Origin of the sequence: uncultured Campylobacter sp. (genome assembly GCF_905373215.1) — a bacterium.
Lineage (GTDB): Bacteria > Campylobacterota > Campylobacteria > Campylobacterales > Campylobacteraceae > Campylobacter_B.
Genome location: NZ_CAJPRT010000001.1, coordinates 147,425 through 169,965, shown reverse-complemented (window position 1 = coordinate 169,965; position 22,541 = coordinate 147,425). Strand labels below are relative to the sequence as shown.

Sequence of the window (22,541 nt, the reverse complement as noted above, 5' to 3'; positions counted from 1 at the left end):
TTTCCTTGGAATTTATTTTGAATAATTATACTGCAAGCTCGCTTATTACGGCTTTAAAACGCTGATTGTTTTAAAATTTACGTAGTTTACGAAAGCACCTTCGTTGATTTTGACATTTTGACGTTTGGTGTAATCGACGAGATATTTTCCGCTGCCGCTTGCACTGAAGCTAACGCAAATTTTAGCGGCGAATTCGATCACCTCTTCGCTTAGACTTTGTTTATTTGTCTTTACGATGACGTGGGCGCTTGGAATATCCTTAAGATGAAACCAATAGTCGGATTTGGAGCTATTTTTTAGTAAGAACTCATTGCCTTTTTCGTTTTTACCGACGCTTATTTTAAAACCCCCGAGATAAAAGCTCGCTACATATTCGCTATTTTTTTCCTTGCTTTTTTGCCTAGTTTGCGTGCGCTTAGGCATTAGAATTTCGATCTCGTGTGCATCCTGTGTGGCAAGAATGAGCGATTTTAAATTCTCATAAAACGCGAGTTTCTCCTTTAAATTTTGCTCTTCGATATGTATATTTGCAGCCTTTTGGCGCAGACGCTTTGCCTCGGAGTAAAGCTCGCCCAAAGTGGTGCTTGCAGGTTTTTGCAGCTTAAATTCTACCGCTTCGGCGTCTTCTTTTTGCAGCGTAAATTCTCGCGCGCTAGTTGGAATTTTATAGATATTTTCCTTTAGCAAGGCAGCTTTCGCACCTAAAAGCTCGGCGCTTCGCAGTAGTTCGGCGCTGCTTTGCAAAGAGCCTAAAGCCTCACGCACCGAGTCTAGCTTTTTATTTAGCGCCGTGATTTTTGCTGATTTGAGCGAGTTTAAGCGATCTGCATTTAGCGCGTTAAATTCCGCGTGAAAAAATGCTCTAAAGTCCGAAATTTTTGGCACGGGGGCTTCTTTAATATTTGCAGGCGGTAGGTGGCGGAGTTTTCTTCCTACCTTAATCTGTCTAAATTTCGTCTCGAAGTGCCGCAGCGCCTCTAAAATCACATCGTTTTCATCGGTGATTATTACGTTGGTAAATCGCCCGGTAAATTCGAAGTAGATATTTGAGCTTTGGGTTTTGTAGCTTGCGTTTTGGCTTACGCTAAGGCATAAAATTCTATTATTTTCTGGCACGCTAACGGAAGTGATGCGCGATTTTACGAAGCGCTTGGCAAGTAGCACGTCAAAGGGCGCCGCGTAAACCTTACCTTCGGTAAAAGCGTCATTTTCGTGGATATTGCAGCCCGATTTATTCATATCAAAAAACAGCGTCTCATTGCCGTCAAAGCAGACTTTAAAGAGGTTATCTCCTACGCGCTTAATGTGCGAAAGGAAGCGTTTGGCGCGTAGATACTCGCAAATTTGAATTAAATTTTGATACTTCATACGCGTTAAAATTTCTCTTTGTGAATTTTGCTTAAATTTAACTTCTGCAGATCGTGAGGGCTCGGGCGCTGTTGCGGCACGCCGAGGGCTAGTATCGCTTCTGCTTTAAAATTTAGCGGAAAGCCCAGCGCCTCGCGCAAAAACTCCTCGCAGCTGCGTCCGTCCGCGGCGGCGCGCAGCCTTACCTGTACCCAGCAGCTGCCGAGATTTAGCGCGCTTGCGGCAAGGTGCATGTAGCCTAGCGCCACCGAGCAATCCTCGATCCAGACGTCCTGCTTCTGCGTATCTGCGATCACGACGATCGCGGCCGCGGCCTGTTTTAGCATATCCGCTCCGCTTGCGCGGCACGCGCTTAGCCGCTCAAGCATCCGTTTGTCGCGCACGAGGATAAACTCCCACGGACAGAGCGCGCGTCCCGACGGCGCAAGCAGGCCCGCTTTTAAAATTTTATCCAGCGCCTCGTCCTCAAGCGGTCCCTGCGCGTATTTTCTTACGCTTCTGCGGTTTGCAAAAATATCTAAAATTTCCATCGTCTCGCTCCTTGCGGCTCAATTATACATAAAATTGCAAAAATTTATGATTTTTTAGCTAAAATCGCGCAAATTTAACCGATACGAAGGAGATTTTATGAAGCAGACGATCACGGAGAAAATTTTTAGCGAGCACGTGGGCGAGGCGGTTTTTGCGGGACAGATCATCGAAAGCGCCATCGATATGGTCATCGGCAACGACATCACGACGCCGATTTCGATCAAGCAGTTCGAGCTTAGCGGTGCGAAAAAGCTCGCCAATCCGGACGGCTTTGCGATCGTGATGGATCACTACATCCCTACGAAGGATATTTTAAGTGCAAATCAAGCTAAAATTTCACGCGAGTTTGCTTACAAGCACGATTTGAAAAACTATTTCGACGAAAAGGATATGGGTATCGAGCACGCGCTGATGCCTGAAAAAGGGCTCGTAGTGCCCGGCGACGTCATCATCGGCGCGGATAGCCACACCTGTACCCACGGCGCGCTGGGGGCCTTTGCGACCGGTATGGGCAGCACCGATCTTGCTTTTGCGATGATAACGGGCAAAAATTGGTTCAAAGTACCTCCTACGATCAAAGTGATCTTTCGCGGCAAGCCCGCGCCGCACATCTACGGCAAGGATCTTATTTTAGAGGTGATCCGCCTTATCGGCGTGGACGGCGCGCGCTATAAGGCTTTGGAGTTCTGCGGCGACGCGCTGGAGTACCTGGATATGGATAGCAGATTTTCGCTTTGCAATATGGCGATCGAAGCGGGCGGCAAGAGCGGTATCGTCGCGGTCGATGAGATCACGAAGGAATTTTTGGCAGATAAAAATTTGCGCGCCGAGCCGAAATTTCACTACTCCGACGAGGGCGCGAACTATGAGCAAATTTTGCAGATCGACGTGAGCAAGCTTGATCCGGTGATCGCATATCCGTTTCTGCCCAGCAACGGCAAGAGCGTGCGCGAGGCGGTGCGCGATGATATCGCCGTCGATCAGGTCTTTATAGGCAGCTGTACCAACGGCAGGCTCTCCGATCTGCGGATCGCGGCGCAAATTTTAAAAGGTCGCAAGGTCGCGCGCAAAACTCGCCTCATAATTACGCCTGCGACGCAAAAGATCGCCTTAGCCGCGCAAAAAGAGGGGCTGTGGGATATTTTCGTCGAGGCGGGCGCAGTCGTGAGCAACCCGACCTGCGGCGCGTGCTTGGGCGGATATATGGGGATTTTGGGCGTGGGCGAGCGCTGCGTAAGCACGACTAATCGAAATTTCATCGGCCGCATGGGCGACAGAACAAGCGAAGTGTATCTAGCAAACTCCGCCGTCGCCGCAGCTAGCGCCGTCGCAGGCAAGATCGCCGATCCGAGGGATTTGTAGGTTTAGTAAGCCACCTTTTACTTTTAATTCGCTTGCGTCGTAAATTTTGAGGGATAAAATACAAAATTCGATAGCGTCGTAAAGCTTGGCGAGTATAAAAAATGGTGAGGACGGCTGGTTTTGTTGTTGAAATTTTGCGGCAAAATTTCACCTCGTCATCTACAAAATTTCTTCATTATAAATTCCGCTTTCACCCACCGCGAGGCTTTGTTATTAAAACCTTGCGGATTTTAAATGCCACTATCGGCGTAATCACGTAAATTTTGAAATTCTACTTGGCAGAGTTTTACTCTAACAAGTGCGCTAGAGTAAAAATTTATGCTTAAAAATGCTGACGTGCAGAGTTTAAATTTAGGTTTCCGCTTCGCTCGGCTTGTTTGCGTAATAAGTAAAATTTCAAACAGATATCCCATTGGCACTTACATTGATAAGTACCAAGCGTTCGCCTAGGTTAAATTTTAAAATTTAGAGCCGAAAGCCTACGCGTAAATTTAACAAAACCGCCGTAAATTTGAGCAAAATTACAGCGGTATGTTTAAAATTTAAGGTATTCTACGCCTCCAAAATCGCTCCGTTGCTAGCGTTCGTTACTAGCTTGCGATACATTCGCAGCCAGCGGTACGGCAGCGGTTTTTCGATCGGCTTAAATTTAGCTCTGCGTTCAGCGATTTCGGCTTCGCTTAGGCGCACGTTGATCGCGTACGTATCCACGTCGATGTCGATGACGTCGCCGTCCTCTAGCAATCCGATCATGCCGTCCTCGGCAGCTTCGGGGCTCACGTGCCCGACGCTTAGCCCTCTCGTCGCGCCGCTAAATCTACCGTCCGTGATGAGAGCCACGTCCGCGCCCAGCCCTCGCCCCATAATTAGGCTCGTCGGGCTTAGCATCTCCTGCATACCTGGGCCTCCGCGCGGCCCTTCGTAGCGGATGACGACCACGTCGCCTTTGTTTACCTTGCCGCTTGAGATCCCCTCTATCGCCTCGTCTTGACTGTTAAAGCAGACCGCCTTGCCGCTAAATTTACGTTCGCCGATGATGCCCGCGGTCTTGATGACGCAGCCCTGTTCGGCTAAATTTCCAAACAAAACCGCCAGCCCGCCGACCTGCGAGTAGGCGTTTTCGACCTTGCGGATAACGGATTCGTCTTTTATGACGCTAGCTCCGACGCGCTTGCCCAGGCTTTCGCCGCTTACCGTTAGCGCATCTAGCCCCAGTAGCCCGTTATCGCGGCGCGAAATTTCATTTATCACGGCGCTTAGACCGCCAGCGCGGTCGATGTCCTCCATATGCACGTTTGGCAGGCTCGGGCTGATTTTGGCGATGTGAGCGATCTTTCGGCTGATCTCGTTGAGCCCTGCGATCTGTAAATTTACCCCCGCTTCGCGTGCGATAGCTAGGATATGCAGCACGGTGTTGCTGCTGCCGCCCATCGCCATATCGACTACCAGGGCGTTTTGGATCGATTTTTCGTTCACGATATTTCGGATTTTGTATTTTTCATCGAGCGCGATTTGGCAAATTCGTCGCCCCGCCTGCCTGATAAGCTCCTCGCGCTCAGGCGTAAGCGCGGGCACCGTGCCGTTGCCTTTTAGCGCGATACCCATCGCTTCACATAGCGTATTCATCGAGTTTGCCGTAAACATCCCCGAGCAGCTGCCCCCGCTCGGACAGGCGGCGCACTCGATGTCGCGCAGCTCCTCGGCGCTGATCTCTTTGGTTTCAAATTTACCCACCGCCTCAAACGCAGTCGCAAGGTCTATCGGCTCGCCTTTTTTGGTGTAGCCCTTTTTCATCGGACCGCCGCTAACAAAAACCGTCGGCACGTTTACGCGAAGCGCGCCCATCACCATGCCGGGCACGATTTTATCGCAGTTTGGCATGCACACGAGCGCGTCTAGCGCGTGCGCGTTCATCACCGTTTCGATCGAGTTTGCGATCAGCTCGCGGCTAGGCAGGCTATAAAGCATCCCAGCATGACCCATCGCGATGCCGTCGTCCACACCGATGCAGTTAAACTCAAACGGCACGCAGCCGTTTTTGCGGATCTCGTCTTTTAAAATTTCAGAGTATTTGTTAAGGAAAAAGTGCCCCGGGATGATCTCGATAAAGCTGTTTGCTACGCCGATGAAGGGCTTTTCAAAATCCTCGTCCTTTAGTCCGGTCGCTCTTAGCAAGCTTCTGTGCGGCGCGCGCGTATAGCCTTTTTTGATGATGTCGCTTCTCAAATTTGATCCTTTTTAATTAAATTTTTCGTGCCGATTGTAACTAAATAAAACTAAATTTTCCGCTGGACTTTGAAAATTTCATTTATGCTTGAAAAAACATATTTTTCAAGCCCTTGTGGGATGTGCGGGTCTTTATTGTAGTAGGCGAGTTTTACAATAATTTTATTGTCATTAAATTCTAAATTTTTACCGCCGAAAATCATTTCAAACCCATTTGCTTTAAATCTCGCACCTTCGCCGTGTTTTAGGCCTTTTGGATCGACGAAAACTATCTCGTAAATCTCATCTTGTTTTAGCCAAAATATAAAGTCGGGATAAAATTTACGCCAAATTTGCTCTTCTTCATCAAAATACGGCACGTAAATTGAATCTACGTTTTGAACTATTTTACAAAAATTCCATTCAAAGCCGTCAAGCGCATTTAGACCGGTCTTTAAATCTTTCAAAAATTCTATCTCGCTTTTTTCGCTTATTGCATATACTATTTGCGCTTTATTATCGGCATCTATCACAAGTGGATTATAGTAATGGCGAGCCAAATTAGCATCTAACTTAAAGCCTAAAATTTCGCACTCTTTTTTACTATCTTCAATTAAATTTATAAATTCGTCAAGCGTGATTTCACCGTTGTTAAGATCGACCTTTAACTCATCTTTACTTTTAGATTTCAATAAATTTAAAATCGCTTCGTTAATCTTTGATATTTCGTCTTTGTCAAACGTCGTGCTAAATTTTGTAAAATGAGAAATTTCATTTTCAACCTCTTTAAAACCTTTTAATTTTTTACTTTTAAATTTACGGAATTTATCTATTTCGCATAGTGCAAATTTCGGGTTTTGAAATTTTTCGGTCGCTCCACTAATTTTTATAAATTTTTCGTCTTTTTTAAGCGTTTTATTTATTGTGCTAAGCCCTAAATCGGGACTTTTTAACTCCGAGCTAAGTAGTAAAACGTCCAAATCGTAAGAGTTTATAAACTTGTTTAAATTTTCATAATCGGAGTGCGAAATTACATAGGGCTTTGCTTCACCGATTTCGTCTTCATATTGGGGTAAAAGCAACGGTTTGATTGTCTGCGACTTTTTAAAACCTTTTAAAATTTCGCCGGTTTTAAATTGCTCCAATTCGCTCAAAATAGCCTCTATCGCTTTCGGGTCACTAGCAAAAGCAAAAAGTGTTTCAAGACCGCTTGCAAGCTCTTTTAACCTCTCTTTTTCATCAAATTCCAAAGCTGCAAATTTACTTGTGTATTGCAAACGTCGCCGTTCGTTTTTAAAAGGTTCGATTCTAACGCCTCGTCCTATAGTTTGTGTTACGTATTTTTTTGCCGAGCGCGAGCCTATATTTATAAAACTTATCAAATTTACGCGGTTACTATCCCAGCCCTCGCTAAAAACTTTGCTTCCAAGCATTATATTTATCGGAGAATTTCGCTCGTTAATATGTGCGAAAAAACCGCTATTTACATCGATTTCACTTTGCACGCCAAGCTCGTTTAGATACTCTTTTTTCCAGCCTTTGGCGTCGCCGATATTTAGTAACATAAAAGGCTTACCGGCATTTTTACTTTTAAATGCTACCTCTTTATCATTGCCTTTGATTATACAAGCCTCTAAACTTGAAATACCTTGTGCGTAAAATAGCTCTTTGCGCATAGTTTTTGCATCTATATTTTTAACTATTTTTATAAATTCATCGCCAATTTTCTCGCCGCCGAAAACAAATTCAAGCTGATTTAAAATTTGGACTAAATTTTCAACTATTTTAGGGACATCTACGTCGTTTGTTAGCACCTTGCAAATAGCCTCAAAATACTGTTTTATACCGGCATCCTGCGTATTTACTTTATCCGATACAGCGATGATTAGCGGCGCATGATAAAGGGTATCTGATAATCTTCGCGAAATTCGGCGATTTGAAATTTTAATCGACGTAAAGATTATAAAGCTTTGCAAAATTTGCTCTAAATCATCTAAATTTAGCTTATTTTCAAATATCGCGATATTTTTGCCATAGCCTTGGTCGTTAAATTTTTGTAAATTATAGTTAAATGCGCAGGTTTTTAGATCAATTTCGTCCGTGAAAGTCGCGCTAAAATTTAAGATAAATCCGCGAGGAAATTCGTCTTTTTTACCGCTTGCCAGTTCATTTATGTAGCCTTTTCGCACGGAATCCGTGTTGTCCCCTTTATGCGCTTCGTCTAGCAAAATATACCAGCCGTTTTCATTTTTAAAATTTGCGTAATCTAGCCTTTTGCCTGCATCTTTTTTACTCGTGTTTTCGGCACTTTCCAGTAAATCGCTACGGGCGATAAAAAGCGTCGTATCATATAAATTTAGCCCGGAATTCGCGCTCTCGAAATCTTTTAAATCGCGCGCGTATATTTGCTCATTTTGATAGCGATTGAATTCATTTATTCGCTCTTTAAATTGGCTTAAAATCTGTTCGGTCGGCGCAAGAAGCAAAATCGGCTTTTTAGGCAAAATATCAAGCTTAATAAGTCGCGAAATCGCCCAAATAAGCTTTATCATTACGATCGTTTTTCCACTTCCCGTCGCCATCCAAAAACTGGCGCGATTAATCTCATATGTATTTAAATTTGCGCCAAATTTACGATAATTTTCAAGCAAAATTTCGCACTCGCTAAATTTACTTTGATTATTTGAACTGTGTAAATTTGCACTATCGCCACCTCGAATTTGATGGCTTGCGTAATAAAACTCTAAGATTTTTAGCGCACTTTTTACCGCGCTTTGCTGGTAATCGGTGAGCTTAAATTTAGAAAAATCGCTCAAATTTAGAGCGTCTGCTTCCGCGCTCAAATTTCGCTCTTTTAAAATTTCGGCTAGGATTAGTTTATCGGTCAAGATTTTCATTTTATCTCTTTATCGTTCTACTTGAAATTTGCAATTTATTTGCCATTTCTTCTATCTCACGTCTTTTAGTTAATATATAGTTAGCTATATAGTTTATTATTTTAAATAGCTGAATTGCTAACTCCTTATTATCTTTTAAATCAATATCTAGCTTATTAGGATGAATCGAATTGTTTCCGGCTATTCTTACGCTATCCATTGCTTTTTGTATATCGTCATCTATAGCGTTACCTTCATTTAAATCTTGTATAGCTCTATCTAAATTTCTATCTTGTCCTATGCTTAATAAAAGTTTTTGTAAAGCAAGTCGCAATAAGGCACAAGAACCGCGCGGCGAATCTTGTAAAATTTTGGCAGCTTCGTCATAATCATCTTTTATATCTTGCGGCAAATCTTCATTTGGAGGCGGCGTTAAAACAGGCTTTGGATAGATCACTTCATTATCCAGCCAAACTATTATTTTTTTACAAGATGGACAAGTATCAATATCAATCCTATTTAGTTCCTTATTATTTTCTAAATTTATTAAATTCTTGATACTACCGATAAATTTATCTTTTATTAATGTTTCCGTATCGCTATTTAGGTGATAATTGTTTCTTGTTCTTTCCATATATTTTTCTAGTTCATCTAATAAATTTTCTATACCGCTTAAAGCAATATTTGAATTAAATATTCTATAATTTACAACAACTCTACAATGCGGACATGCCATAGAAATATTTTCACTCATTTTATCTTACTCCCACCAAATTAAATCGCGAATTTTAGGGAATTTTGCCATATCGATGTCGTCTTTTTGCATTATTTCGCCATCCTCAAATTCCGCGCATTCTACGCCGTTATTTGCGTAAATTCGCTTGATTTTCGTGCCAGTTAAATTTGAATAACTCAAAAAAATGTCAAATTCGCCCCTGTATCCGTCCATATCAAGGCACACTCTCTCCCTTATTTAGCTCCTTTATGAGCTTGCGCGATTTACGATAATCTATCACGCCACTCTCATCTAGCGCGTATTCGCATTCATTCAGCGCCTCTTCGTAGCTTTCTAACTCAAAATATCTAAACGCTCCGCCGCCATGATAGTCCGCGTCTTTACTGATGCCGCTTTGTACTCCTGCGAGCACCTTTTTAAGACGTGGGATAATCACGCTGTAAAAATGCTCACCCATCTCCACGCCTAGCCACTTGCGACCTAGCTTTTGAGCGACTACCGCGCTCGTACCAGAGCCTAAGTGATAGTCTAAAATGATGGATTTTTTATCAGTATTTGCTATTTCAAAAAGGAGCGACAAGAGTCCCTCTGGTTTTTGTGTACCAAATCCTAAATGTTCCGATGATAAATTTAATACAGGTTTAACACTATATAATTGTGTTTTTCCATCTTTATTTATTTTAATATCACCCTCAAGTACATCTCTTAAAAGAGTATTTACATAAAATTTTCCATTTTCATCCTGACTACAACTGCCCATAAAATTTACATCATAGTATTGTATTTCATATAGAGGCTTGACGACAAAATTATCTGTTTTAGAGTATAGCCAAATATTATCGTGTTTTCTTGGCATGCTCTCATTTTTTGAAGCTCCGCCGCTACGATAACTCCAAATAATTTCATTTATAAATTTATCCTTACCAAACGTCTCATTTAACAGCATTCGTCCCATATAGTTTGCATTGTGGTCAAGGTGTAAATAAAAGCTCCCGCGATCGCTTAAAATTTCACGTGCTAGCTCTAAGCGATTTTGCATTAACGTCAGCCACGTCGCATCTTGGAAGCGGTCTTTATACTCAAAGTCCGAGCCCGTGTTAAACGGCGGATCGATATAGATGAGATCGATTTTACCTTTATAACGAGGCATCAGAGTATTTAGTGCGGCAAAATTGTCCGATTTTACGAGCTCGCCGTTTAAAATTTCGTCTAGATTTTCAAACCTGCTAAGCAAATCCAGTCTATTTTTATCGCTTAAAAATTTCGTATCGAGCGGTAGAAATTTAAACTTTTCAAATTCTGTTTTTAAGGTATCGGTGGTGAAATTAACGTCGACTAAATTTAACTCTTTCCACTCGGCAATTTGCTTGTCGGTAACGAGCGAAACATCGAAATTAGGGATTAAATCTAGCGTAAAAACGTATTGAGTATTTTTGGCGAATTTCGGTTTTAGCCAGATCGCTTTTAGCTCATTTTCAAATTTGGCGATGATTTCGATTAACTCAAATGCGATATTGCGGATTTTTTGTAATCTCTCAATCGCGTAAGACTGCCTCTTATGCGTCTTGCTATCGCCGTAGAGATGGCTAAACATCCATAGCTCAAACTGCTCTTTCAAAAAATTCTCGGCGTCTTTATGTATAAAAAAATCCACTTCGTTTTGCTTTTTATAGCTACGTAAAATCTTTTTTAGCTCGTCTTTGTCAATTTTGAGCCCTTTTAGCTCTTTTAAAAAATCGTCCGTGAATTCACCACTTCCTTGCTTAAAAACGCTTTTTAAGTCCTTAAATAGCTCGCTTTGATTCGTTACGTTTATTTTGATTAGCGGAGTTTGTATCCGTAAATTCGCACCTTGGTCTAATCCCGCAAATTTAAAAATTAGCTTTAATTTTACGTTATCGCTTGAGCGGCGAAACTCGTCTGCGTTAAATTCCACTGCAAATTTAGCGTTTTCATCGCTTAGCGTCATACTTTTATAAATAACGTCCGATTTTACGTAGTATAAATTTTGTGTTTTATAAAATAGGCTCGTGTCTTTAGAATTTGAGTAAATTTTAGCGTAGATATTTTTATAAATCGGCGTATCGGTAAAAAACGGCGTACCTGTTTCGTTTAGATAACTGTCGAAAAACGTGTAAAGCTTGTTATAAATTTCGTGTTCGTCAAAATCGTCCGTTGACGGAATCCGCTTATCTAAAATTTGCTTAATATGCTCAAAGTATCGCTCTTTTATGTTTAAAAGATTACCAAAACCGCTTTTATCTTTCGCATCTTTGATCTTTACACCCAAGTAGCAATCTTCTAGTTTCGAATAAAATGCTTTTTTATAATCCATATACAAGCCTTTTTAATTGAATTATAACTATTTTTAAATTACGGATAGCTTTAAATACCTAGTTTTGAAACAGTTGTTGTCAAGCAGAATGTAACACTATTTTAGCTCAGTTGCTCTTACTAACGAGCGGAGTGCGGCGCGCGCGTATAGCCTTTTTTGATGATGTCGCTTCTCATTTTATGTCCTTGGATTGAAATTTGCGCCATTTTAGCATAAAATTTTATCGCTGCGGGACGTTTCAAATTTTAGCGCATTAAAATTTAAAGTGGGACTATTGAGCTTAATCAAACCGAATCACTCCTGTTTTTGATATAATTGCACATCGATTATCAAAATCTTGCCGTTTGGCAGGAATGAAAAGAGGAGAAGATGCAAAGAAGAAATTTCTTAAAACTAACGTCTGCGTTGGCGGCTAGCGGGCTTGCTAGCCCTCTTTTTGCAAAGGAGACTTTTACTATTTACGGCGCGCCTGCGATGCCTAGCCTCATCATCGGCGTTGCGTGCATGCAGGGGCAGATCGGCAAAAAATACGACGCGAAGCTTGAGCTTTGGCGCGATCCCGATCAGCTGCGCGCGGGCGTGGCAAGCGGCGAGTATAAGGTTATGATGAGCCCTAGTAACGTGGGGGTGAACCTCGCAAATCAGGGGCGCAAGATCGGTATGGTAAATATCCTCACCGAGGGGCTAAATTTCGTGATGAGCAAGGGCGATAAGATAACGGAATTTGCGCAGCTGAAGGGCAAAAAGATCGTAATGCCTTTTAAAAACGATATGCTAGACATCATCGTTCGAGCGATAGCGAAAAAGCAGGGCATTAGCGGGCTGAATATCGACTACACGGCTAGCCCCGCAGAGAGCGCGCAGCTGTTTTTGGCTAAGGACTACGACATCGCGATCACGGTCGAGCCGCTAGCAAGCGCCATGATCTTAAAGGGCAAAGTATCGGGCATCGCCGTGCAACGAGGAGCAAATTTAAGCGATATGTGGGCGCAGGCGTTTTCGGTAAAGCCCATAATCCCGCAAGCGGGCATCATCGCAGATACAGATTTTTACGTCGCGAAAAAGGCGGATTTTGAAATTTTAAACGCCGATTTGGCAGACGCGCTTGCGTGGATCAAAGCAAACAAACAAAGCGCCGCGGCGATCGGGACGAATTTCTTTCCCGCGCCGCCGCCTGCGATATTTATGAGCATCGATACGTCGAATTTATGCGTCAAAAAGCCTAGCGAGATCAAGGACGAGCTTTTGAAATTTTATGAAATTTTGATGGAATTTAACCCTAAGCTCCTCGGCGGCGCGATGCCTAAGGACGAATTTTTTCTATGCTAAAAATCGATAAAATTCGCAAAGCTCAAAACCCCGCGTTTTACGTCATAGACTATCTGTGGGGCGGCTTTGCGAGCCTAGGGGCGGTGTGCTTTTTCATAGCCGTCTGGCAGGTAGCGAGCGAGGCCTATGGGCCGCTTATTCTTCCCCAGCCTGCGGCGGTTTTTTCTAAGGCGTGCGAAATTTTAAAAAATTTCGCCGCAAACGATCTAGCTCTGTCGCTTAAACGTGCGCTTGTGGGCACCTTCCTAGCGCTTTTTGCTGGGATTTGCAGCGGGCTTGCGGCGGGGTATTTCAAAAGCCTGCGAGCCTTTTTAAACCCGCTAATTACCGTGCTTCTCTCGACGCCGCCCATCGTTTGGATCGTGCTTGCGATATTTTGGTTTCATTTCGGCGATACAAGCGTGCTTTTTACCGTCGTTACCGTCGTCGCGCCGATGACTTTTGCGTCCGCGGCGCAGGCGATGGCTAGCGTGAGCACCGAATACACCGAGCTTTTCGACAGCTACAAAAGCTCAATTTTAAAAAAACTGCGCTACCTCTACGCGCCGCATCTAATCGAGCGGCTGCTCCCCGCGATCTACGTTGCGGTCAGCAACGGCGCGAAGGTGCTTGTAATGGCGGAGCTTTTGGGCGCGAACGACGGCATCGGCGCCAAGATCGCCGAAGCACGCGTCAATATCGATACGGTCGAGGTTATGGCATATGTGTGCCTGGTCATAGCCTTTACGGCGCTTTTCGATTATCTCGTGACCAAGCCGCTTCAAATTTTACTGATGCCTTGGAGCAGATGATGCTAAAAATTTCAAATCTGCGCTACGAAATTCTGCGCGACGTTATAATTTCCGATTTTTCATTGCAGCTGCGCGCAGGCGAAGTAAAGACGCTCTTTGGCCCCAGCGGCTGCGGCAAGACCTCGCTTTTACGGCTGGTCTGCGGGCTGGAGGATAAAAAAAGCGGGCAGATCGAAAACGACTTTAAGAAAATCAGCTTTTTGTTTCAAGAAAACCGCCTGCTACCGAACCTCACGGCGCTTAAAAATATCGAAATTTTTAGTCCCGCGGGCGCGAGCGAAATTTGCGCTCTTGCCGCAAAGATCGGGCTAAGCCCGAGTGATCTGAATAAATTCCCGCGCGAGCTAAGCGGCGGCATGCAAAAGCGCACGGCGTTTTTGCGAACTATCCTTAGCGGATGCGATCTGGCGCTGCTTGATGAGCCGTTTGTAGGGCTCGATCGCGATCTGCGCGGCGTGCTGATCGAAATTTTAGTCTCAAAGATCGAGCATGAGGGGCTTGCCTGCCTTTTGGTGACCCACGACCGCTTCGAAGCCGCACGTCTAAGCCACGAGATCATCGAGCTTGAGCCCAAAGGAATGGGGCTTAGGCGCGTCGTGAGCCTAGATGAGCCGCTAAGCGCGCGCGACGAGCGGTACGAAGAGCGCGTGGTAAGCGAGCAGTTTGGGGGAGTGAGCTATTATGAGTAGAAATTTTATCTTTAGTGCGCACAAGCAGGGAGGTTCAGCACGAAATTTAAACTTGCGTTGCGGCCTAGGCGCGAGCAAGCGGGACTTTGGCGCGCATCGCGATCCGGGCGCGTACGGACATGGACTATTGCGGAGCGCCGAATACTGCGATTTAGGCGCACGCAGGCATGGGTTTTTACAAAGTACTAAATATCGCGATATCGGAGTGTGTGAACACAGGCTCTTGCGAGATGCTAAATGTTATGATTTCGTTGCTTGCATAGATAGGCCCTTTCGGGACATCGGATGCTGCGATCTTAGCGCAAGCGGATATAGCCTTTCGCAGGACATCGAGCGCCGTGGTTTTGCCATACCGAAATACGAACTGCACAGCCGCGTGAACTGCGATTATATCGTAAGCGTGCTCTTGAACGGCGCAGCGCACTGCGATTTTGCAGCGCAAAATTCGTCGAAATTTAGTAGCGATACATACTGCGGCTCTAGTGCGAGCGCCGGCTTACGGCGCGTTGACGCAAACCGAGATACCCGCTCACGCTGCGACTCTAGCGCGAATGTTCGCTTGCGGTCTAGTACGAGCGTCCGTTTGCAAAGCGTATCCGACCGCCCTGCTCGTACCGCCTGCCCGCATTGCAGATTTGGTGCGAACCCAGACGCCCGTCTGCGTTGTGGATTTGGCGCAGATTATTTTAAAAATTCAGGCGGAATTTCTACGCGAAATTTCAAAATTTCCGCTTCAAATTTTACGAGAAATTTTAAAAATCCAGCTCGCAATTCGGAAACCGAGCCTGCGCAAAGCTTCAAAGATCAAAACCTCGCGCAGGGTTCCTCGCAAAACGGTAGAAGCGCCGAGCCAAATTCCGAGCTAGGCTCCTCGCAGAGCGTCAAAAATTACGAGCAAAATTTCCCGCTAAACCTCTTACAAAGCGCCAAGAATTCCGATCAAAGTCAAAATTCCAAACCCACCTCCGCGCAAAGCCGCGCCGAGCCAAATTCTGTTCAAAACTTCTCGCAAAGCACTAAAAATTCCGATCGGAATTCCAAAGCTAATTCCACGCAAAACCAAATCGAGCCCGTTTTGTCGCAGGAGCTCAAAAATCTGGAGCCGTGCGGGGCGCAGCAGCAAGAGCCGGGTTTTTACGCGCCTAAATTTAAAGATGAGCGCGCGAGAAATTTTTTCTCCCATCCGATGCGCGCCTTCGTTCTTTGCGCCTGCTTTTTTGCGGCGCTGGGCGCGCTTAGCTTTTTGGCGCCGGACGCGCTGGCGATCGATTATGTCGGTGCTCATAAGTTTTACTTTCTGTTTTTGGCGCCTTCGTGCATCTACGCGGCGTTTTTGCTTACCGCGCTGCCCGATTGGACGAACTTCGATGGTTCGCTAAAGCCCGTTTCGCTCGCCTTTGCCGCCTGCCTGATCGCGGCTTTTATCGCGAGCTTTTTAAATTTACGGCTCGCAGCGGCGATTGTGGCGCTGTTTTGGGCGGTATTTTTCATCTTTGCGGCGCGGCTTTTGTGGCTGGATAAAAACTCGAATAATTTTAGCATCTTAGCTGTCTTAGCGGCGTTTTGCGCCTGCTCTGCGGCCTACGGCGCGAGCGGGGATGAGAAGTTTTTGCTTAGCTTCGTGCATATCAACGTCGCGGCAATCGTCGTCATAAGCTACCGCATAAGCGTTGTCATCGGCAACGAAGCGCTAAGAGAGGCGGGGCTAAGCGACGCCGTTTTTATTCCAAATTTTATCTACAAAAATTTAGCCGCTTTTCTTGCTTTCGCTTTGGCGCTCGCGAGCCCATTTTTAAGCGAGGCGGCATGCGGATTTATCGCGCTTGGCATAGGGTTTTTATTTTTGGCGAAGCTTCGCGAGCTACACTACGCCGAAATTCTAAGCCGCCACTATATGGCGTTTTACTACGCGTTGCAGGCTGCGTGCGCGGCGGGATACCTGTGGCTGGGCGCGGCGCTGATCCGCGGGGAGTACTCTGCCGCGCCGCTACATGTCATCGCGATCTGCTATATCTACGGAGCGATACTTTTCGTAGGAATGATCGCAGGCCAGCGCCACAGCGGAATTTCGCCGTTAAACTTCCCGCGCCTAAGCCGCGCGGCGCTCGTTTTGGCTCTACTCGCGGGGGCTTTAAGAGCCGTTTTTGCGGGCGAGAGCTTTGTTTTGTACGTGATGATCCCCTCGGCGCTTTTCATAGCCGCGGTCGCGCTATATCTGATAAGCTTCGTTCCGATCTTTCTGAAAAATCCTTTCAGTGCGGATCCGGATTGATGATCGTCAAAGCGGGCTTGCTAAATTTTAGCTAAAATCGATCAAATTTCATTTCAAGGAGAGCTTATGCAACACATCAAAAATATCGACGCCGCCAAGGCCGTAGAGCTTGCTTCGCTAGTCGAAGTGTCCCCTCATAAGGTGATTTCGCGCACCCTCGCGCAAAATCCTGCGCTGAATATGACGCTTTTCGCCTTCGACGGCGGCGAGGAGATCAGCTCGCACAAATCCGACGGCGACGCGTTCGTTTACGTGCTTGAGGGGGAGGGCGATTTCACGATCGACGGGCAGAAGCACCGCGTAAAAGCGGGACAAAGCATCGTCATGCCTGCGGGCTTGCCGCACGCGATCTTTGCTCCGGTGCCGTTTAAGTGGTTTTTGGCGGTGGTTTTTTAGCCTATAAGTTTAAGGGCGGGTCAAATTTTAAAATTTAGCCCGCTCGCCGCTTCATAAAATTTTATCCGAATTCCATTCGCAGGGCTATTCTGCCTGTTTCAGACTGCTCCCGCTCGCCCTCGCAAAATTTTAAAATTTAGAAACGTTTAAATTTTACTTTTACAGCACCCAAAAATTTCGTCTGTTTTGCAAACCGTGCGGGAGCTGAAAATAACGCATCGCGTTTGTGCGCTGTGTCTAGCCCCGAAATCGCACGCTTGAGCTCGCATCGCAAGTCAAATCCATAGCTCGCGCATTAAATTTCAAAGCCACGCCGAGCACTTAATATGCATAGAGCATGCAAATGTGCGCTAAGCTAGTCGAGCAGATAGGCGCTGTAGTATGGTAATGCGCCAGGCGTGCAATGCATATCGGGCAAGTAGAGCAGATGGACGTTGTAGTAGGGCAAATCCACCGAGTGCGCAAACTGAGCTGAGCCCGAAAACTGCGCGCTTGAATGCACAGATCGTGCGTTAAATTTAAAGGCCGTGTCCGGCGCGAAATGCACGCCAAGCAGGCCTAAATTTTAAAATTTAGCTCTCGCTCGGAGTTAACTCCTTGATGATGAGCTCTGGCGTGATCGTGCCGCGGAAGTTATTTTTGCTAATCGTAAAGATCGCATCCACCCGCTCGCCCGCGCGCGGCAAAAAGTCGTAGTTGAAAAACAGCGCCTCGACGCTGCTGCCGTTTTTATCAAGCGCCATTTTGATATGCTTGCCCTCCTTGCCGATCTCTCTGATATTGCGGGTGCGCGCGCCTTTGATGCAAAAGAGCGGGCGCGGATTTTTCTGCCCGTAGGGCTCGTAAAATTCTAAAATTTCAAGCAGCTCGAAGTCTATCTGCGACGCGTCCAGCTCGCCCAGCAGATCGTCTTGCGCGCTAAAATCGCTCAGATCTTTAGGCGTAATGCGCTCATTTACGCGCCGCTTAAACTCCTGAAGCAGCGCAGGATCGATCCCCACGCCCGCAGCGCCCTTGTGTCCGCCGAAGGTCGTTAAAATTTCGCTTTGCGAGGAGATCAGTTCTAAAATGTCGAATTTACCGATGCTACGCGCGCTTCCTTTAGCGCGCGAGTCGCTTACGCTAAAGACGATCGCGGGCTTTTTGTAGGTCTTGCTTAGGCGGCTTGCGACGATGCCGATGATGCCTTCGTGCCACTGCGGACCCCACACGACGATGACGTTGTCGCTCGGATCGACGCTTTTTGCGATCTCGTCGTAGAGGTTTTTTTCCTCCTCTTTGCGCGAGTTGTTGATGGAATTTATCGTCTCTAGGTAGTGGTTTGCCTCTCTGATATTTTTGGCGCATAGGAAGTTATACGACATCGTCGCATCGTCCATCCGCCCCGTGCAGTTGATTAGCGGCGCGATCGTGTAGCTGATATCGTCGAATTCGAAGTGCTTTTTAAAATAATGCTCCTTAATCGCCTTGAAGCAGGCGCGGTTCGAGCTATTTAGCCGCTTGATGCCGAAGCGTAACAGCGCGCGGTTCATGTCGCGTAGCTCCATCATATCGGCGATTATGGCGATGATGAGGATATCCATCGAGCTTGCCATATCGTAGTTCACGCCGAGGGTTTCTTTTAGCGCGCCTACGAGATACCACGCTACCTGAGCGCCGCAAATTTCGATATTTGGGAAGGTGCAGTCAGGCTGCTTCGGATTGATTATCGCGTAAGCTCTCGGCAGTACGGGCGGGGGCATGTGATGATCGGTGATGATGAGATCGATCCCTTTTTGGGCGCAAATTTCGGCAGCTTCCGTCGCGGAGGTGCCGTTATCTACGGTGATGATGAGATCCACATCCTCAAGCTCTTCTATAATCTCGCTGTTTAGCCCGTATCCGTCGGTGAAGCGGTTTGGGATCTTAATGACGTACTCCGCGCCTATTTGATTGAAAAAATCGCTCATTATGACGGTGCTTACGATACCGTCGACGTCGTAATCGCCGACTACGGCTATGCGCTGGTTTTCTTCGATGGCAGTTTTTATGCGCAAAGCCGCCTTATAGGTATCCTTCAGCTCGCAGGGTAAGGGAATTTCAGAAATTTTAGTATGCCGATCGTTCGCAAATCTCGATTTTAGAATTTCCCTTATCTCATTTTTACCTAGCATTTTTTATAGATGCTTCGATAAAGCCCAAAATAGCAGGATTTGGGCGCACTAGACGGCTGGTAAATTCCGGGTGAAACTGCACGCCCAGAAAAAACGGATGGTTTTTTAGCTCGACCGCTTCGATAAGCCCGTCGCTCTCGCCGCAGACGATAAGACCGTGCTTTTCAAAATCGGCGCGGTACTTCGGATTGGCTTCGTATCGGTGGCGGTGGCGCTCGCGGATGGTTTTTTGCTCGCCGTAAATTTTACCCAAAAGCGAGCCTTTTTTGACGTCGCAGTCATAGCCGCCCAGCCGCATAGTGCCGCCCATAGGGGATTTATGCGTGCGGATCTGCTTTTTGCCGCTTGCGTCGATGAAGCTGTCGATGAGGTAGATCACCGGATCTTCGGTCTGAGGGTCAAATTCCGAGGAGTTGGCATTTTTCAGTTTTAAGACATTGCGCGCAAACTCCACCATCGCAAGCTGCATCCCCAGGCAGATGCCCAAAAACGGCACCTTATGCACTCGCGCGTAGTTTATGGCTAAAATTTTACCCTCCACCCCGCGCGAGCCGAAGCCGCCCGCGACTAAAATTCCGTTTACGTCGCGGAAAATTTCATCCACATTTGCAGCTTCAATTTTTTCGCTATCTACCCACTTTAAGCTTATCCGCGTATCAAGCGTAGCGCCCGCGTGGATGATCCCCTCGGTGAGGGATTTGTAGCTTTCTTTCAAATCGATATATTTGCCGACGAAGGCGATCGTGGTTTCGTTCGTAGGCACGATTACGCGCTTAACGAGGCTGTCCCAGTTGCTCATATCGACTTCGAGCTTGTTTAGGCTTAGAGTCTCCGCGATAGGCGTTAAAATATCCTGCTTCAAAAACGCAAGCGGGATCTGATAGATGCTTGCGCTATCTGGGCTTTCGATGACGCAGTTTTTATCCACGCCGCAGCTTAGCGCGATCTTATCTTTAAGCGCGCGATTTAGCGGCATTTCGGAGCGGCAGATTATCATATCGGGGCTGATACCGATGCGGCGCAGCTCGCCTACGCTATGCTGCGTGGGCTTGGTCTTAAGCTCGCCCGCTACCTTTATAAAAGGCACGAGCGTGAGGTGGATATTCATCGTATTTACTCTACCTAGCTCCACTCTCATCGCGCGGATAGCCTCTAAAAACGGTAGCCCCTCGATGTCGCCCACGGTGCCGCCGATCTCGACGATCAGCACGTCGTTGCCCTCGCCCGCCTTTTTTATGCGGCGCACGATCTCGCCTACGATGTGAGGGATTACTTGTATCGTCTTGCCCAGATAATCGCCCCTGCGCTCCTTTTCGATGACGGAGCTGTAAACTTTGCCCGTGGTGAAGTTGTTATCTTGGCTTAAATTTTCATCCAAGAATCTCTCATAATGCCCCAAATCCAGATCGGTCTCCGCGCCGTCGTCGGTGACGAAAACCTCTCCGTGCTCCAGCGGGCTCATGGTGCCCGGATCGACGTTGATATAAGGATCCGCCTTTAATATGCGCACTTTAAGCCCCGCGTGCTTTAAAAGCGTCGCGATCGACGCCGCCGCAATGCCCTTACCCAGCGAGCTCAGCACTCCGCCGGTGACGAAAATATATTTCGTTTGTTTTGCCATAAGTTTTCCTAAATTTTGATATTAATGCCGCGATTATAACTTCTTTTAGGTTAAAGCATACTAAGCTAGAATTTGAAAATTTTAGAAATTTACGGCAAAATACGCACCCAAATAAATTTTAAATTTAAAGGAGAGATGATGAAAAAGATCATCGCGGCTTTAGTGGTCATCGTAGCGCTTATAGTGGGCGTTTTTGTAGCGACAAAGGACGCTAAAACGGGCGTAGCTAAAAGTGTAAACGATAGCATAACCAAAACGGTTGACGGTGCGGTCGGCAAGAGTGCCAGCGCGGCGATTGAGCAGCAGATTGCGGAATTTATCGCTAGAAACGAAATTTTCGAGACCAAAAGCGCTAAATTTTATCCTGGAGATAGCAACTCAAGCGGCTTTATCGAAGGCGTAGTAAAAAAAGAGAAACTACAAAAAAGCCTTGCCGAGGGCTTTAGCAAGCTAAAGGAAAAAGCAGGCGCGCAAGATAGCAACGATACGGACGAGCCGGATCCTGCTAAAATTTTCCCGGAAGATTTTGCTTTTCGCTATGACTACACTATTAAGCATAGCGTAAAAAACGCTGCGGATGGATTTGAGAGCGACGGAATTTTAACGATTAAGACGCCATATTACGCGGAGCCTTGCAAGAAGCTGTTTAAGACTGACGCGCCGCTTAGCACGCATCTAAACTACGGACCTACCGAGGTTAAATTTAGCGCAAAGCTAGCCGATATAAATGTGCTAGAAGATGGCGGAATAGGACGTCTTGCAGGCCTTAGCCTAAACGGCACGAGCGATATGAGCGGCAAAACGATAAAAGCCTTGGGCTTTAAAATCGGTGAAATTTTTATAGACGACGGCAAGGATTCGGGTCTTGATGTGAAGGATCTTATCTATGAGGCAAACTTTAAAAACGGCATCCAAGATCTAGACGACAATATAACCAAGCTCTTTTTGAATGACATAGATTTTGCAGGCAGCACAAAAGAGCTCGTCGTAACTGTAGATAAGCAGCGCTTCGTCGTAGTTACGGATATGAGCACAGAAGGTAGCTACCGCGTAAAAGATGGAATTTTAAATTTCAACGAAAGCGATAAAGCTCAAAGCCTAAAAATCGCCGATGTGCTAGTGCGAAACATCCATTTAGGCGTCGATACCAGCTTTAGCGCCGCACTTTTCGAAAAATATCTGTCTGTTATCTCAAATCCGCAAGAAGGCGAAAAATTAGCGGAAAATAAAGAGCTTTTTATGAAGCTGCTAAAAGATGATATGAAAATCAACGTGAATGATTTTTCGTTTGAAAATAGCCTCGGCAAGAAATTTGCTTTTAACGCAAGCGCGCTATTAGGCGGCTACATCGATGAGACGCAGCTTTTTAAGCGCATGAGCTTGGACGGCAAAGCTACGATAAATACGACCATCACGGACTTCCTATCGCCTTATGACAGCCTACGCGATTTTGCGCCGATGGCGGAAGTTTACGGCTCGCAGTTTCTTAAGCCTGATGGAGATGGGGTTAAGATGGAGTTTAGCTTCGATAAAGCAAGCAACTCTATGATCTTAAACGGAAAGCCTATCCCGCTACCGCACAATTAAATTTTTAAGCTTTGCGAGCAAATTTTAAACCTGTTCGCAAAGCTTTTTTTGTTTCTTACTTTTTCGGCGCAGAATTTCGCAAAACTCCGCGCAAATTTTTACCTGCAGAATTCCGCAGCGGCGCCATAAAATCTCGCTCGAATTTTACCGCATCGTTTCTACCCACTTCGCTAAATTTTAAAATTTACAAGCTAAAATCTCATATTTGCAATGACAGATAGACTTAAGCAATTTTGGCTATAATGCGCGATTCTGCAGCGCAGCTAGCGTAAATTTAAAAGACGGCGGAT

Annotated in this window: 15 protein-coding genes and 1 pseudogene; 7 read left to right on the top strand and 9 right to left on the bottom strand. The window is 45.9% G+C overall.

What is annotated here, in order from left to right:
• Positions 1–45 precede the first annotated feature (45 nt).
• Positions 46–1,368 (bottom strand): NFACT RNA binding domain-containing protein, encoded by a 1,323-nt coding sequence (locus QZ176_RS00800; RefSeq protein ID WP_295150351.1) that lies wholly within the window; start codon positions 1,366–1,368, stop codon positions 46–48.
• Positions 1,369–1,373: 5 nt separating this feature from the next.
• The gene (locus QZ176_RS00795; protein ID WP_295150348.1) at positions 1,374–1,898 is read right to left on the bottom strand and encodes a nitroreductase family protein; all 525 of its coding nucleotides are present in this window, start codon (positions 1,896–1,898) and stop codon (positions 1,374–1,376) included.
• A gap of 97 nt (positions 1,899–1,995) precedes the next feature.
• Here QZ176_RS00795 and QZ176_RS00790 point away from each other — a divergent pair, with 97 nt between their 5' ends.
• Positions 1,996–3,261, top strand: coding sequence for a 3-isopropylmalate dehydratase large subunit (locus QZ176_RS00790; RefSeq protein WP_295150345.1), 1,266 nt, complete (start codon positions 1,996–1,998; stop codon positions 3,259–3,261).
• Positions 3,262–3,813: 552 nt separating this feature from the next.
• Here QZ176_RS00790 and ilvD read toward each other — a convergent pair.
• The 4 genes and pseudogenes from ilvD to QZ176_RS00770 form a co-directional block, all read right to left on the bottom strand.
• Positions 3,814–5,487, bottom strand: a complete 1,674-nt coding sequence (ilvD, locus tag QZ176_RS00785) for a dihydroxy-acid dehydratase (RefSeq protein ID WP_295150343.1) — start codon at positions 5,485–5,487, stop codon at positions 3,814–3,816.
• A 50-nt stretch (positions 5,488–5,537) separates the two neighbouring features.
• Positions 5,538–8,363, bottom strand: coding sequence for a DEAD/DEAH box helicase family protein (locus tag QZ176_RS00780; RefSeq protein ID WP_295150341.1), 2,826 nt, complete (start codon positions 8,361–8,363; stop codon positions 5,538–5,540).
• Between the two features lies 1 nt (position 8,364).
• Complete coding sequence (locus QZ176_RS00775; protein WP_295150339.1) at positions 8,365–9,096, bottom strand: DUF4145 domain-containing protein; 732 nt, start codon at positions 9,094–9,096, stop codon at positions 8,365–8,367.
• Positions 9,097–9,102: 6 nt separating this feature from the next.
• Positions 9,103–11,413 (bottom strand): annotated as a pseudogene (locus tag QZ176_RS00770) (DNA methyltransferase).
• A 369-nt stretch (positions 11,414–11,782) separates the two neighbouring features.
• Between QZ176_RS00770 and QZ176_RS00765 the strand changes: the two are divergent.
• From QZ176_RS00765 to QZ176_RS00745, 5 genes are all read left to right on the top strand, one after another.
• On the top strand, positions 11,783–12,742 hold the full coding sequence (locus QZ176_RS00765; protein WP_295150336.1) for an ABC transporter substrate-binding protein: 960 nt from the start codon (positions 11,783–11,785) through the stop codon (positions 12,740–12,742).
• Entirely contained in the window at positions 12,736–13,533 is a 798-nt protein-coding gene (locus QZ176_RS00760; protein ID WP_295150334.1) for an ABC transporter permease subunit, read from the top strand. Before QZ176_RS00765 ends, QZ176_RS00760 begins: the two co-directional genes overlap by 7 nt.
• The gene (locus tag QZ176_RS00755; protein WP_295150331.1) at positions 13,533–14,222 is read left to right on the top strand and encodes an ATP-binding cassette domain-containing protein; all 690 of its coding nucleotides are present in this window, start codon (positions 13,533–13,535) and stop codon (positions 14,220–14,222) included. Before QZ176_RS00760 ends, QZ176_RS00755 begins: the two co-directional genes overlap by 1 nt.
• Positions 14,215–16,494, top strand: a complete 2,280-nt coding sequence (locus QZ176_RS00750) for an NnrS family protein (protein WP_295150328.1) — start codon at positions 14,215–14,217, stop codon at positions 16,492–16,494. Before QZ176_RS00755 ends, QZ176_RS00750 begins: the two co-directional genes overlap by 8 nt.
• A 66-nt stretch (positions 16,495–16,560) precedes the next feature.
• A complete protein-coding gene (locus QZ176_RS00745; RefSeq protein ID WP_295150326.1) occupies positions 16,561–16,890 on the top strand; it encodes a cupin domain-containing protein in 330 nt (109 codons plus the stop codon).
• Between the two features lie 355 nt (positions 16,891–17,245).
• On the opposite strand, the gene QZ176_RS00740 is transcribed toward QZ176_RS00745, so the two are convergent.
• The 3 genes from QZ176_RS00740 to QZ176_RS00730 all read right to left on the bottom strand — a co-directional run bounded on the left by QZ176_RS00740 (position 17,246) and on the right by QZ176_RS00730 (position 20,664).
• Positions 17,246–17,392: a hypothetical protein gene (locus tag QZ176_RS00740; protein ID WP_295150323.1), complete on the bottom strand. Its 147-nt coding sequence runs from the start codon at positions 17,390–17,392 to the stop codon at positions 17,246–17,248.
• A 70-nt stretch (positions 17,393–17,462) separates the two neighbouring features.
• Complete coding sequence (gene recJ / locus QZ176_RS00735; RefSeq protein WP_295150320.1) at positions 17,463–19,043, bottom strand: single-stranded-DNA-specific exonuclease RecJ; 1,581 nt, start codon at positions 19,041–19,043, stop codon at positions 17,463–17,465.
• Positions 19,033–20,664 (bottom strand): CTP synthase, encoded by a 1,632-nt coding sequence (locus tag QZ176_RS00730; RefSeq protein ID WP_295150317.1) that lies wholly within the window; start codon positions 20,662–20,664, stop codon positions 19,033–19,035. Before QZ176_RS00730 ends, recJ begins: the two co-directional genes overlap by 11 nt.
• A 138-nt stretch (positions 20,665–20,802) precedes the next feature.
• On the opposite strand from QZ176_RS00730, the gene QZ176_RS00725 reads away from it, so the two are divergent.
• Positions 20,803–22,251 carry a DUF945 family protein gene (locus QZ176_RS00725; RefSeq protein WP_295150316.1) on the top strand — a complete coding sequence of 483 codons (1,449 nt, stop codon included), beginning with the start codon at positions 20,803–20,805 and terminating at the stop codon, positions 22,249–22,251.
• Positions 22,252–22,541 lie beyond the last annotated feature (290 nt).